This window comes from Nonomuraea turcica, assembly GCF_030718205.1.
Classification (GTDB): Bacteria; Actinomycetota; Actinomycetes; order Streptosporangiales; family Streptosporangiaceae; genus Nonomuraea.
Window position 1 is genome coordinate 368446 of record NZ_JAUZQF010000005.1, and the last position, 12743, is coordinate 381188.

Annotated in this window: 9 protein-coding genes; 6 read left to right on the forward strand and 3 right to left on the reverse strand. The window is 70.8% G+C overall.

Annotated features, from left to right (window positions below):
* Positions 1–187 precede the first annotated feature (187 nt).
* Positions 188–1480, forward strand: coding sequence for an FAD-binding oxidoreductase (locus tag Q9G87_RS16050; RefSeq protein WP_305917143.1), 1293 nt, complete (start codon positions 188–190; stop codon positions 1478–1480).
* Between the two features lie 16 nt (positions 1481–1496).
* On the opposite strand, the gene Q9G87_RS16055 is transcribed toward Q9G87_RS16050, so the two are convergent.
* Together Q9G87_RS16055 and Q9G87_RS16060 are read right to left on the reverse strand one after the other, a co-directional pair.
* Positions 1497–2450 carry a lysophospholipid acyltransferase family protein gene (locus Q9G87_RS16055; protein WP_305917144.1) on the reverse strand — a complete coding sequence of 318 codons (954 nt, stop codon included), beginning with the start codon at positions 2448–2450 and terminating at the stop codon, positions 1497–1499.
* Positions 2447–3181 carry a GNAT family N-acetyltransferase gene (locus Q9G87_RS16060; RefSeq protein WP_305917145.1) on the reverse strand — a complete coding sequence of 245 codons (735 nt, stop codon included), beginning with the start codon at positions 3179–3181 and terminating at the stop codon, positions 2447–2449. Before Q9G87_RS16060 ends, Q9G87_RS16055 begins: the two co-directional genes overlap by 4 nt.
* Before the next feature lie 543 nt (positions 3182–3724).
* Between Q9G87_RS16060 and Q9G87_RS16065 the strand changes: the two genes are divergently transcribed.
* From Q9G87_RS16065 to Q9G87_RS16085, 5 genes are all read left to right on the forward strand, one after another.
* Positions 3725–5455: an ABC transporter family substrate-binding protein gene (locus Q9G87_RS16065; protein WP_305917146.1), complete on the forward strand. Its 1731-nt coding sequence runs from the start codon at positions 3725–3727 to the stop codon at positions 5453–5455.
* 99 nt (positions 5456–5554) lie between these two features.
* Positions 5555–7063 (forward strand): ABC transporter permease, encoded by a 1509-nt coding sequence (locus Q9G87_RS16070; RefSeq protein WP_305917147.1) that lies wholly within the window; start codon positions 5555–5557, stop codon positions 7061–7063.
* A gap of 13 nt (positions 7064–7076) precedes the next feature.
* Complete coding sequence (locus Q9G87_RS16075) at positions 7077–8045, forward strand: ABC transporter permease (protein WP_305917148.1); 969 nt, start codon at positions 7077–7079, stop codon at positions 8043–8045.
* Positions 8045–9079: an ABC transporter ATP-binding protein gene (locus tag Q9G87_RS16080; protein ID WP_305917149.1), complete on the forward strand. Its 1035-nt coding sequence runs from the start codon at positions 8045–8047 to the stop codon at positions 9077–9079. The genes Q9G87_RS16075 and Q9G87_RS16080 overlap by 1 nt, the downstream gene beginning before the upstream one ends.
* Complete coding sequence (locus Q9G87_RS16085) at positions 9076–10065, forward strand: ABC transporter ATP-binding protein (protein WP_305917150.1); 990 nt, start codon at positions 9076–9078, stop codon at positions 10063–10065. Before Q9G87_RS16080 ends, Q9G87_RS16085 begins: the two co-directional genes overlap by 4 nt.
* A 97-nt stretch (positions 10066–10162) precedes the next feature.
* On the opposite strand, the gene Q9G87_RS16090 is transcribed toward Q9G87_RS16085, so the two are convergent.
* On the reverse strand, positions 10163–12733 hold the full coding sequence (locus Q9G87_RS16090; protein ID WP_305917151.1) for a M14 family zinc carboxypeptidase: 2571 nt from the start codon (positions 12731–12733) through the stop codon (positions 10163–10165).
* Positions 12734–12743: the final 10 nt, after the last annotated feature.

Below are 12743 nucleotides of genomic sequence, written 5' to 3' on the forward strand. Positions count from 1 at the left end.
AGCAGGCGGCACGCTCGTACGACCACAGGCGTAGCCCGGGCGGCGACCGCCGGCGGATTCCTTTCCCCGGCGGCGGCAAGATCCTGGAGCCCTTCACGGCTTAAGGGGCGCGGTAAGGCCACGAGAACGGGACCGTAAGCGCCCTCCAGCACAGTGATCACAGATCACCGCAGAGAAGGGCAGAAAGATGAGCCAGCCGTCCACCGTCACCCTCCAGGACGAGATCGCCCTCCCGGGCTTCACCGGCCCCGTGCATCTTCCGGGCCAGGACGCCTACGACGAGCTGCGTCGCTCGCTCAACCCCGCCGTGGACGCCCGCCCGGCCCTGGTGGCCGAGGCGTACGGGGCGGCGGACGTGCGGGCGGCGCTGCTCGCCGCGCGGGCGCACGGGGTGCCGTTCGCCGTGCAGTCGACCGGGCACGGCACGCACGCCGCGGGTGACGGCGGCGTGCTGGTCAGGACGTCGCCGATGGCGTCGGTGCTGGTGGACCCCGTCCGCCGGACCGCCCGGGTGGGGCCGGGCGCACGCTGGAGCGCGGTGCTGGCCGCCGCCGCGCCGTTCGGCCTGGCGCCGCTGTCGGGGTCGGCGCCGTCGGTCGGCGTCACCGGGTACACGCTGGGCGGCGGCCTCGGCTGGCTGGCCCGCAAGCACGGGTTCGCCGCCGACAGCGTGGTGCGGGCCGAGGTGCTGCTGGCCGACGGCCGGCACGTCACGGCGAGCGCGAGCAGCCATCCCGAGCTGTTCTGGGCGCTGCGCGGGGGCGGCGGGGGGTTCGGCGTGGTGACCTCGCTGGAGTTCCGGCTCTACCCGGTCGCGCAGGTCTACGCGGGGTTCGCGTACTTCCCGATCGAGGCGGCGGCCGGCCTCCTGCACGCGTACCGGACCTGGATCGACGACGCGCCCGACGAGATCAGCACCGCCGTCGTCCTCAAGCGCATGCCCGCCGGCGGGCCGCTGCCTGGCCGGCACGTGGCGATGCTGAAGGTCGTGCACGCCGGGGAGGCCGCCGAGGGCAGGCGGCTGCTGGCCCCGCTGTGGCGGGCGGCCGGCCCGGCGCTGCTGGACGAGACCCGCACGATCGCGTACGTGGACGCGGCGATGGGCGGCACCCCGAACCGGCACATGGACATGTTCGACACGGTCCCCGGCGAGGTCGCCGACATCGTGGTGCAGGCCGCCGAGCAGGCGCAGACCGTGGAGATCCGGCACTGGGGCGGCGCGCTGGGCCGGCCGGGACCCGACGCGGGCCCGGTCAGCCACCGGAGCACCAAGCTGTCGGTCATCGTGGACACGCCGGTGCCGGGCCTGGCCGAGGAGCTGCGGCCGTACGCCAACGGGGGCACGTTCCTCAACTTCCTGTCCGACCCGCGGCGTACGGCGGCCGCCTACAGCGCGGCGGACTACCGGCGGCTGCGGGAGGTCAAGCGGGCCTACGACCCGGACGGCTTCTTCCGCGTCGGCCACGTCGTGCCCGCGTGAGCAGCCGTCACGGCCGTCATGGGGAACGTACCGGCTGAGCGAGGTCGATTCCGCCTGCCGCGGCGGGCACGAGCGTATTGAAGGGTGCCTTCGCCGCCCAGCCGGCGTGCGCGTCGTCGAGCACGTGTGCGCGGATCCGGCCCTCGGCCAGCGCGGCCAGCGCCGCCCGGTCGGCGGGCGCGGGCCGTACCGGGTCGAGGAGCGTCACCTCGACGGCGAGGTCCCGGGTGGCGGCCACCCGCAGCATTGAGGCCAGCAGCGAGTCGTCGCCGACGAAGCAGGCGCGGGTCGAGGTGGCGCCGCCCTCGTGATACCACAGCGCCGCCGGGACCACCGCCGCCCCCGCGTCGATGGCGGCCTGGAACACCGCCGGCCGGAACCGGCCCATCCCGCGCCCGCACCAGGTCGTTCCCTCGGGGAAGGCGACGACGGTGTCGCCGGCCCGCAGCGCGCCCGCGACCGCCGCGACGGTCCCCGGGAGCGCGTACAGGCGCTCCCGGTCGATGAACAGCGCCCCCGAGCCGGCCGCGAGCCGTCCGACGACCGGCCATCCGGCGATCTCCTGCTTGGCGAGCGGCCGCGACGGCACCGTCGCGGCGAGCACGAGCGGGTCCAGCCAGGAGATGTGGTTGGCCACGACAAGTCCCTCAGCGCCGGGCATTCCCGGCGGGACCTCGACCCGGATGCCGAGTGCCCGGAGCAGCAGCCTGGCCCACGCCCTCGTGATCGCCGCCCGCACACGGGCCGGCATCCGGAAGGCCGCCAGAGACACCGGCAGGCCGGCGAGGATCACGAGCAGGGCCGCCGACAGCCGCGCCACCCGGCGCAGCATCCCCGCAGCGGCGGCCGGGCCCGTCACGCACGTGGCGGTCGTGCACGGGCCGACCGGCCGCCAAGGGTTGGCCTGGGCGATGCCGCTCACCGGGCTACTCACAGGGCCACTCACCGTGCCGCTGCTCGTGCCGCTCACCGTGACGCTCCCTGCGCGGTCTCTCCGAGGAAGTAGCGCAGGTAGCGGTGGTTGACGCGGGCCATGGACAGCAGCACGAAGAAGTCGGCGGTGCCGAAGTCCCGGTCGTGCGCGGGCGCCCCGCACACCCAGGACCCCAGCCGCAGATAGCCGCGCAGCAGCGCCGGCGGCACGAACCGGTCGCCGCGAGCCCCGCCCCGGCGGCCGCGCCAGGGCTCGCGCGGCGTGACCCGGTACTCCTCCGGCCCGAGCGGCACCTGGTCGACGACGGCCGCCGCGACGGCGCCCTGGTCGTCGAGCGGGACCGAGCAGCAGCCGGCCAGCCACTGGTGGCCGCCGTCCGTCATGTACCGGGCGATGCCGGCCCACATGAGGGCCATCACCGCGCCGTCCCGGTGGTCGGGATGCACGCAGGTGCGGCCGGCCTCGACCAGCCCCTTCCTGATCGGGGCGAGGTTGCGCAGGTCGAACTCGCCGTCGGAGTAGAGCCGGTCGGTCCGGCCCGGAGGCAGCAGCCGGTACGTGCCGACGACCTCGGCGCCGTCCCTGACGAGGATGTGGTCGCAGTAGGCGTCGAACCGGTCCGCGTCGAGGCCCGAGACGGGGCTGTCCAGGCGCGCCCCCATCTCCTCGGCGAAGACCTCGTACCGCAATCGTTGCGCGGCCCGCAGGTCGGCGGCGGTGGTGGCCATGTCGACCGTGTACCGACCGGTGTCAAGAGAGATCGTCATGGGCGGGCGTCCTTCCCTGAAGGGGTCTCGCGCCTATGTCGACATGCGGAAATGACAACGGCGTCGCCCCCCGGGGGCAGGCAGGCGTCCGCGCGGTGAACCTCGTGGCGAAGACCTGCGGGTCCACCCGTACGGGGCCGCGCCGCGATCATGCCGCGCGCCGGGTGTGCGCGGTGCGATGCCGGCGCTCATGAAGGGGCGAGAAGTGAAGGTTCCGCTAAATCTCTAAACGGCCATATCTGTAAATGGCAGCCCAGGATGGCAACGGAAAAGCCGCCTTACCGAGGGCGCACCACAATACGCCCAGGCGAATGTTTCAGACGCCGATGGCTGTAGTGGCACACCTTTGCATAGGTCATCCCCTCCTGTCTATAGGTGCCTTTCGACCTGCAGGCCTCCCCAAGAGGGACATTACGGAACGGGTGGACATAGATCTCAACTCTGCAACATTACTGTCAGGCAATTTGTCCGAAACATTAGTCAATGATTCTATTCCGCACTAACTAGCGGCGTTGACCCTGGTTCGGACAAAGGAGAGCTGTCGTGTCCCACAGGCGGAGACTTGGGAGATTCCTCACGGCGGTGGCAGGAGGCGCGCTTCTGCTGTCGGCTTGCGGGCAGACCGGCGACGGGGCGAGCAAGCCCTCGGCCTCGGCCTCGGACCCCGCGGCGCAGACCATCACCTATGCCGGTGAGCAGGAGTTCAACTCCTACAACAGCACCGCGGTGAACAACCTCGTCAACAGCACGGCCATGCAGCGGGTCCTGGCCGGCTTCTGGTACTACGGCGAGAACGGCGTCGTGACCCCGGACAAGGACTTCGGCACCTACACCAAGAGCTCCGACGACCCGCTGACCGTCGACTACGAGTTCAACTCCAGTGCCGTGTGGTCCGACGGCACCCCCATCGACTGTGACGACGCCCTGCTGTTCTGGGCGGCCAAGTCGGGCAAGGTCAAGGGCTTCCAGGTCGACGGCACCAGCGGCGTCGAGCTCACCAAGACTCCGGCGTGCAAGGCAGGCGACAAGAAGTTCACCTTCGAGTACTCCGCGCCGTTCGCCGACTGGGACAGCAACGGCCCCGGCGCCGCGGACCTGCTGCCCGCCCATGTGGCCTACAAGGCGGCGGGCATGAGCGAGGCGGACTTCATCGCCGCGGTGCAGGCGCAGGACGCCAAGAAGCTGGAGGCGGTGATCAAGTTCTACAACGAGGGCTGGGTCATCGAGGGCGGCATCAAGGACATGTCGCTCTTCCCCGCCGCCGGCCCGTACAAGATCTCCGCCATGGAGCCCGGCCAGTCGCTGACCCTCACCGCCAACGACAAGTGGTGGGGCCCCAAGCCCGTGACGCCGACCATCGTCATGCGGGTCATCTCGCAGGAGGAGCAGGCCCAGGCTCTGCAGAACCGCGAGGTCAACCTCATCGAGCCGCAGCCCAACCCCGACCTGCTCGCCCAGCTCGAAGGCATGCAGGGCGTCACCGTGAAACCCGGCGACCAGTACACCTACGAGCACCTGGACTTCAACTTCGAGGGTGCGTTCAAGGACAAGACGCTGCGCGAGGCGTTCGCCAAGTGCGTGCCCAGGCAGCTCATCGTGGACAACCTGATCAAGCCGCTCGCGCCGCAGGCACAGGTGCTGCAGGTCCGCACCAAGTTCCCGTTCGAGGCCGAGTACGCCACCGTCGCGCAGGGCAGTGGCTCGGAGACCTACGCCCAGCCCGACGTCGAGGGCGCCAAGGCGCTGCTGGAGAAGGCCGGCAAGGCCGGGATGGAAGTGAAGATCGGCCACAACCTGCCCAACCCCCGCCGCACCCAGGAAGTGCAGCTGATCGCGGACTCCTGCGGCAAGGCCGGCTTCAAGATCGTCGACGCCGGTGACGAGAAGTTCTTCGAGGCCGGCGGACCGCTGGCCACCAACACCTACGACGTCGCCCTGTTCGCGTGGAGCGGCTCGGCCGAGGTCAGCCAATGGAGCTCCACGTACACCACGGCCAAGGAGTGCAGCGAGGCCGGCAAGGAGAACAACAACGGCTGCTATTCCAACAAGGAAGTCGACGAGCTCATCAAGAAGCTCAACGGCGAGGTCGACAAGACCAAGCACCCCGCCATGGTCGCCGAGATCGAGAAGCTGCTCTGGGCGGACCTCGCCACGATCCCGCTGTTCGCCCACCCGGGTCTGCTCGCGTGGGACGAGAAGCTCCAGGGCGTCGTGCCGAACCCGGCGCAGTCGTCGGTGACCTGGAACATGGACAAGTGGACACTGGCGCCCTAGCCGTCCGATCATCCTGAACCAGCCGCGCGTGGGCAGGGCACCCGCAGGTCCCCGGCCCACGCGCCGGCACATCGTCGCCATGAACCAAGGGGGTAGCGAGTGATCGCCTTCATCTCCCGAAGACTGATCACCTCCTTCTTCGTCCTCCTGGCCGCCACCATGGTCATCTACGGGCTGACGGCGCTCGCCGGCGACCCGCTGGAGGACCTGAGGGAGCTTCCGGGCCCGGACCGGGAAAGGAGGATGGCCGACCGCATCGACCGGATGAACCTCGACGTCGCCCTTCCCCTGAGGTATCTGGCCTGGCTCGGCAACCTGTTCCGCGGTGACCTCGGCGTCAACCGCGACGGCCAGGACGTGGGCGTGCTGCTCGGCGCGGCCCTGTCGGCGACGCTCCAGCTCGTCGTGGCGGCCACCGTGCTCGCGGTCGTCATCGGCGTGATCGTGGGCATCGTCTCGGCGCTGCGGCAGTACAGCGCCTTCGACTACTCGGTCACCTTCGCCGCCTTCGTCTGCTTCTCGCTTCCGCTCTTCTGGGTCGCGGTGATGCTCAAGCAGTACATCGCCATCGAGTTCAACGACTGGCTCCGCGATCCCGTCATCCCGCCTGCCGTCATCGGCTCGGCGGCCCTGGTCGGCGGCCTCGCCTGGGCGGCGCTGGCCATGGGCGACCGGCGGCTCAGGCTGGCCGCGTTCGGTGCGGGCGCCGCCGTCACGGCCGTGACGCTGGCGCTGCTCTCGGCGACCCGCTGGTTCGCCGATCCGGGCATCGGGCTGTTCGCGCTGGCCGTTCTCGCGGGAGGCACCGCGATCGGGCTGACCGTGCTGGTCTCCGGGCTGCAGTACCGCGGCCCGCTCTACGCGGCCCTGGCGGCCGCGGGAATCGGCGTGCTCCTGTCCGAGGTCCTGGATCCCGTGCTGGCCGACCCCGGCTGGGCGGGTGTCTTCGGGCTCGCGCTCGTCACCGTGGCCGTCTGCGCGGGACTCGGGTACGGCCTCGGCGGTCTGCTCCGCCGCCAGGCGATCACCGCCGCCGTGCTGACCGGGCTGATCACCGGTGGGCTGATCTTCCTTGACCGGATGTTGCGCGGCTTCGCCGCCTACAGCGAGCGGGTCCGCGGCCGTCCGATCTCCACGATCGGCTCGCGCACCCCGAACTTCACCGGCGACTTCTGGCAGACCAACCTGGACGCGGCCGGGCACCTCCTGCTGCCGACCATGGCGCTGATCCTGATCTCCCTGGCCACGTACACGCGCTATAGCCGCTCCAGCATGCTCGAGGTGATGAACCTCGACTACGTGCGCACCGCGCGGGCCAAGGGCCTGCCCGAGCGCACGGTGATCACCAAGCACGCCTTCCGCAACGGGATGATCCCGATCACCACGCTGATGGCCGTCGACTTCGCGGGCGTGATCGGCGGCGCCATCGTGACCGAGAACGTCTTCGGCTGGCAGGGCATGGGGAGCCTGTTCCTCAAGGGGCTCCAGCAAGTGGACCCGGCCCCGGTCATGGCGTTCTTCATCGTCTCGGGGACCGCCATCGTCATCTTCAACATGCTGGCCGACATCGTCTACGCCTATCTCGACCCGCGGATCAGGCTGTCATGAGGGAGAACCACCTATGACGATCAGCGCCCAGGCTCCAGGGGCCGCGCAGGGCATGACCGTCGTCGCCCGCACCCAGAGCCAGATGGTCCGCCGCCGGTTCTTCCGGCACCGCGCCGCGCTCGCCGGCATGGTCGTCTTCGGCGGCGTCGTCCTGCTGGCGTTCACCTCCATCGGGTTCGGGCCCGTGCCCGGCTGGTGGGACAAGACGTATCTCGCCACCGGATCACTGGTCAACCAGGGCAGGCCGACGCTCAGCGTGGTCCCCGCGTTCCTCGGCGGTCAGGGGATCCACCTCGGCGAGCATCCGTTCGGCCAGGACAACATCGGCATCGACTACTTCGCGCTGACCATGCGCGGCACCCAGCAGTCGATCATCGTCGCGTTCATCGTCGGCTTCGTCGCCACCACGGTCGGGACGATCGCAGGCGCCTTCGCCGGATACTTCAGGAAAATTACGGAATCGATCATCATGCGGCTGACCGATGTGATGATCACCATTCCGATCCTCATCATCGCGGCCATCGTCGGACGGGCGTTCGGCGACTCGGGCATCGTGATCCTGGCCATCTGCATCGGCCTGGTGACCTGGCCCACGCTGGGCCGGCTGATCCGGGGCGAGTTCCTGTCGCTGCGCGAGAAGGAGTTCGTGGAGGCGGCACGGGCGGTGGGGACCTCCGCCGGCCGGATCATCTTCCGGCACATCCTGCCGAACACCGTCGGCGTCATCATCGTCAGCGCCACCCTGGCCGTGGCCAACGCGGTGCTCCTGGAATCGGCGCTGTCGTTCCTCGGCGTCGGCGTGCAGCCGCCCGACGTCTCCCTCGGCCAGCTCATCGACACCTATCGCAGCGCGATGACCACCCGCCCGTGGCTGTTCTGGTGGCCGGGCGTCTTCATCATCGCGATCGCCCTGTCCATCAACTTCATCGGCGACGGCCTGCGTGACGCCTTCGACCCTCGACAGACCCGGGTGCGTGCCTGATGACCAGTCCCGCCAGTGAGATTCTTCGCGTGGAGGACCTGACCGTCGAGTTCCCGACAGACGACGGCGTCGTCCACGCCGTCCGGGGCGTCTCCTACACGCTGCACGAGCGGGAGGTGCTCGGCATCGTCGGCGAATCCGGCTCGGGCAAGTCGGTCTCCTCCCTGGCCGTGATGGGGCTGCTCCCGCGCGGCGCCCGCGTGCGGGGCCGGATCCTGTACCGCGGCGAGGACGTGCTGAAGCTGCCCGGCCGCAGGCGGCGGGCGCTGCGCGGCGGGAAGCTCGCCATGATCTTCCAGGACCCCATGACGGCGCTGAACCCCGTGCACACGATCGGCGACCAGCTCGCCGAGGCGGTGCTCGCGCACGGCCTCGTGCCGAGGAAACAGGCGCTCGCGCGCGCCAAGGAGATGCTCGACCTGGTCGGCATCCCGCAGGCCGAGGCACGCCTGCGCGCCTACCCCCACGAGTTCTCCGGCGGCATGCGCCAGCGCGCGATGATCGCTATGGCGGTCATCAACAACCCGGACGTCATCATCGCCGACGAGCCGACCACGGCCCTCGACGTCACCGTCCAGGCGCAGATCCTGGAGAAGCTCCTGGCCGTCAAGGACGCCGTCAACGCCGCGATCGTGCTGATCACGCACGACCTCGGCGTGGTCGCGGGCATCGCGCATCGGGTGCTGGTCATGTACGCCGGCAAGCCGGTCGAGATCGGCGACACCGACACGATCTTCTACAAGCCGCGCATGCCGTACACGGCGGGGCTGCTCGGCTCGATGCCGTCGCTGGAGACGTCGGGCGGGCGGCTGCGCCCGATCGGCGGGGCCCCGCCGTCCTTGATCAACCTGCCGGCGGGCTGCCCGTTCTCGCCCCGCTGCCCGCTGGCCGACGGCACCTGCCGCAGCGAGGAGCCCACCCTGATGGAAGCCGGCGAAGGCGGGCACTACGCCGCCTGCCACCACTGGCGCGACGTGGCCGCGGCGGCGGACCCCACCGCGCTGTTCCGCAACGGGAGCGAGGCCGTCCGATGACCCACCTGCTCGAGGTCAACGACCTGGTGATGAGCTTCCCCGTACGCGGCGGCGGTCTCCTGCGCAAAGTGGGCGGCCACATCCAGGCGGTCAGCGGCGTCTGCCTGCATGTCGACCAGGGCGAGACCCTCGGCGTCGTCGGCGAGTCGGGATGCGGCAAGTCGACGACGGGCCGGGCCATCCTCCAGCTCCACAAGCCCACGTCCGGCTCGGTGCTCTTCGAAGGCGAAGAGCTGACGACGATGCCGCCCAAACGGCTGCGAGCGGTGCGGCGGGACATCCAGATCGTCTTCCAGGATCCCTACGCCTCGCTCAACCCGAAGCTGCCGGTCAACGACATCATCGCGGAGCCGCTGAAGGTCCACGGCCGCTGGCAGGACGGCGGCCCCGCCCGGGTGGCCGAACTGCTCGAACGGGTCGGCCTCAACCCCGAGCACGGTAACAGGTATCCGCACGAGTTCTCCGGCGGGCAGCGCCAGCGCGTCGGGATCGCCCGCGCGCTGGCGCTGGAGCCCAAGCTCCTCGTGCTCGACGAGCCGGTGTCGGCGCTGGACGTGTCGGTGCAGGCCGGAGTGGTCAACCTGCTGGAGGATCTGCAGGACGCGTTCGGGCTGGCGTACATCTTCATCGCGCACGACCTGTCGGTGGTCAGGCACATCTCCGACCGGGTCGCGGTGATGTACCTCGGCAAGATCGTCGAGACCGGCTCGCGTGACGACGTCTACGACCGTCCCGCCCACCCTTACACCCAGGCGCTGCTGTCGGCCGCGCCGATGGCCAATCCGCGCGAGGAGCGCCGCAGGCAGCGGATCATCCTCACCGGTGAGGTGCCGAGCCCGCTGGATCCGCCGAGCGGATGCAGGTTCCGCTCGCGGTGCTGGAAGGCCCAGGACATCTGCGCCGTCGAGGAGCCCGCCCTGACCGACCGCGGCATCGGCCACCCCACCGCCTGCCACTTCGCGGAGGTCAACACCAAAGTGGTGTGACGTCCTCACCCCGCGCCGCCCGAACCTGTAGGCGGCGCCGCCCGTTCTGGGGGCCGGCGATCCGGTTGTTCCGGGTCGCCGGCCCGCGCGAGTGGTGTCAGGGGGTGGTGACGGTTGCGCCGGTGACCGCGGCCGACCAGTACAGCGCCCTCGCCACCTGCGGGAACAACCCCTTCGGGTGGTTGCGGAACATCGGCTCGGTGCCGAACAGCACCACGGCCGCGCCCCGCTCGTCCCGGCCGCTGACCACGGCCGCCTGTCCCCTGGCCGCGTCCGGGCCGCCGGTGCCGTCCGCCGCGTTCGGTCGCCAGTGGCCGGACACGAGCGGGCCGTCGGTGGCGTACGACTGCTCGACGGTGACCTCGGCGCCGAGGGCGGTGAACCAGCGAGGCGAGTACACGAACGAGTGCTCCGGCGACCCGCCGCCGACGGGGCCGGCCGGCGAGGTCACGCGGACCACGCCGTTGGCATCGCCGCGGCCGGCGACCGCGGTCGCTGTGAGCAGCCCCGCCGCGGCGTTGAACGCCGCCCCCGTGCCGCCCCGGGTGATCACGCCGCCGGTGGCGAGGAAGGCGTCGAGCGCCGTCCGGGCCGCGGGGTTGAGCACCGCGTAGCTGAGCCCGCTGGAGACGTACAGGACGTCGGCGCCGCTCCAGTCGAAGCCCGCGTTGAGCACGGCGGTGGAGACCGGGGTGACGGTGAAGCCCATCTCGCGCAAGGTGAACAGCTCGTCCGCGGAGGCCGCCGCGGCGATGCGCACCGGCGCCAGCGGCGTGCCCGTGGCCGGGCCCGCCGGGGTGAAGGCCACGCCGTAGCGGTCGGACACGGTCGCGGCGGCCTGGCGGGCGGCGGCCGGCACGATCGCGCGGCCGTCGTTCGTCCAGGTCACGGCCACGCCCTGGGTGAGCAGGTCGTTGAGCGCCTGAACCTCCTTGGCGTCGGTCACCTTCAGCGCCAGCGGCCCGGGGGTACGCGGGACGGATCCGGTGGGCGCGGCGGCCTTGACCGGTTCGGATGAGACATGCAGCGGTCCCGAGGGAACGCTGTCCACGGTGGCGCCCCAGAGCAGACCATGGCTCCAGCCGGAGATGTCGTACATGGCATCGACGCGTGGGGAGATGTCCTCCCCCGGCTCCAGCATCACGTTGGCCAGCCCGCGCTTGGGCTGGCGCATGTCCACGACGTAGGACCCGGCCGGGTACGTCCTGCCGTTCAGGCGGAACGGGCGTGTGGCCCGCTCGACCCGCACGTCGTTCGCGATCAGGTGGTCGACCAGGCGGGCGGCCGCGGTGGCCGAGCGCTGCCCGGTGATGACGTACGCGCGGGGGAAGGTGGTGTTGTAGACGTCCTCGGGGCCGAAGCCGGGCACGATGCCGAGCGGCACGACCTTGGACGGCTCGCCGGCCGCGCCCCGCCGGAAGACCTCGATCTGGTCGGCGATCAGCGCGTCGTGCTTGGACTGCACGAACCCGTAGGTGGCCCGGATCGCGGCGGCGGCCACGTCGGTGTTGATCGCGGAGCGGCGGCGCAGCTCCTCGACGGGCAGGTTGTAGTCGGCGTTGTTGACCCGGAGCGGGATCTCGACGGTGTGCGCGGCAACCGTGCCGTGGAAGGGCGCGTACTGCGGGGTGAAGATCGGCGGCCAGTCGTCCCAGCCCTCGGCGGAGTCGCGGAACGGGATCTGCGCCGGCTCCACGCCGTCCTTCGCCGGGGTGTAGCCGAGCCCGTTGACGGCGGCCTCCATCCCGAGCCCGTTGGCGTAGGTGTTCTTGATGAACACGTCGTACTCGTAGTTGGCGCCGTGCGGCGGCGTGGTGGGCTCGATGAGCGTGCCGTTGACGTAGCCGTGCAGGTCGATCATGGCGACCGGCTGGGTGTCGATCATCACCTGGCGCATGGCCCGGACCTCGGGCTGGGAGGCGGTGACGAAGTCGCGGTTCATGTCGAAGCCGGCGCCGTTCTGGCGAACGCCGTTGACGCGGCCGTCGGGGTTGGCGGTGATGTTGAAGTACAGCCTCGTGCGTTTCATGAGGTCGGCGACCTGGGGATCGGTGCTGGTCGCCAGCTCTTCGATGGTGCGCAGCGCGGCGTCGGTGCCCTCCCACTCGTTGCCGTGGATGTTGGCGTTGACGAAGATCGGCGCCTTGTACCTGGCGGCCAGCCTGCGGTCACGGGCGGCGCCGGCCGGGTCGTTCTCGATGCGGTCGCGAATGACGCTCTGCTCGGCGGCCTGGCCGCGGCTCTCCGGGGCGGTGAGGGTGACGAGGTAGAGGTCGCGGCCCTGGTGGGTGCGGCCGATGATCTCCGCGCTGACGCGGTCGCTGCGCCGCTGCAGGTCGTTCAGCTTGGGAGCGATGCCGTGGTACGGCACCAGGCCCAGTTTGATGGAGGCGTCGGCGGGGTTCTCCACGGGGATCGGGAGCTGGGTCTGCCTGGGGTATCCGCGGTCCCGGGACAGCCCGTACGGCTCGGCCTCCGGGGCGAGGCGGAGCTTCTGGGCCTGCTGTCCCTCCACGACGCCCGCGGCCACCTCGTTCCGCTCGGGGCCGTTGCCGAAGTCGCGTACGGCGGGGTGGGGCGGCTCGGCCGGCTCGGCTGTCGCCGACCCTGGCGGGACGAGGAGCGCCGCCGAGACGGCGATGCCCAGGATGGCTGGATATAAGCGCACAAAGTCCTCC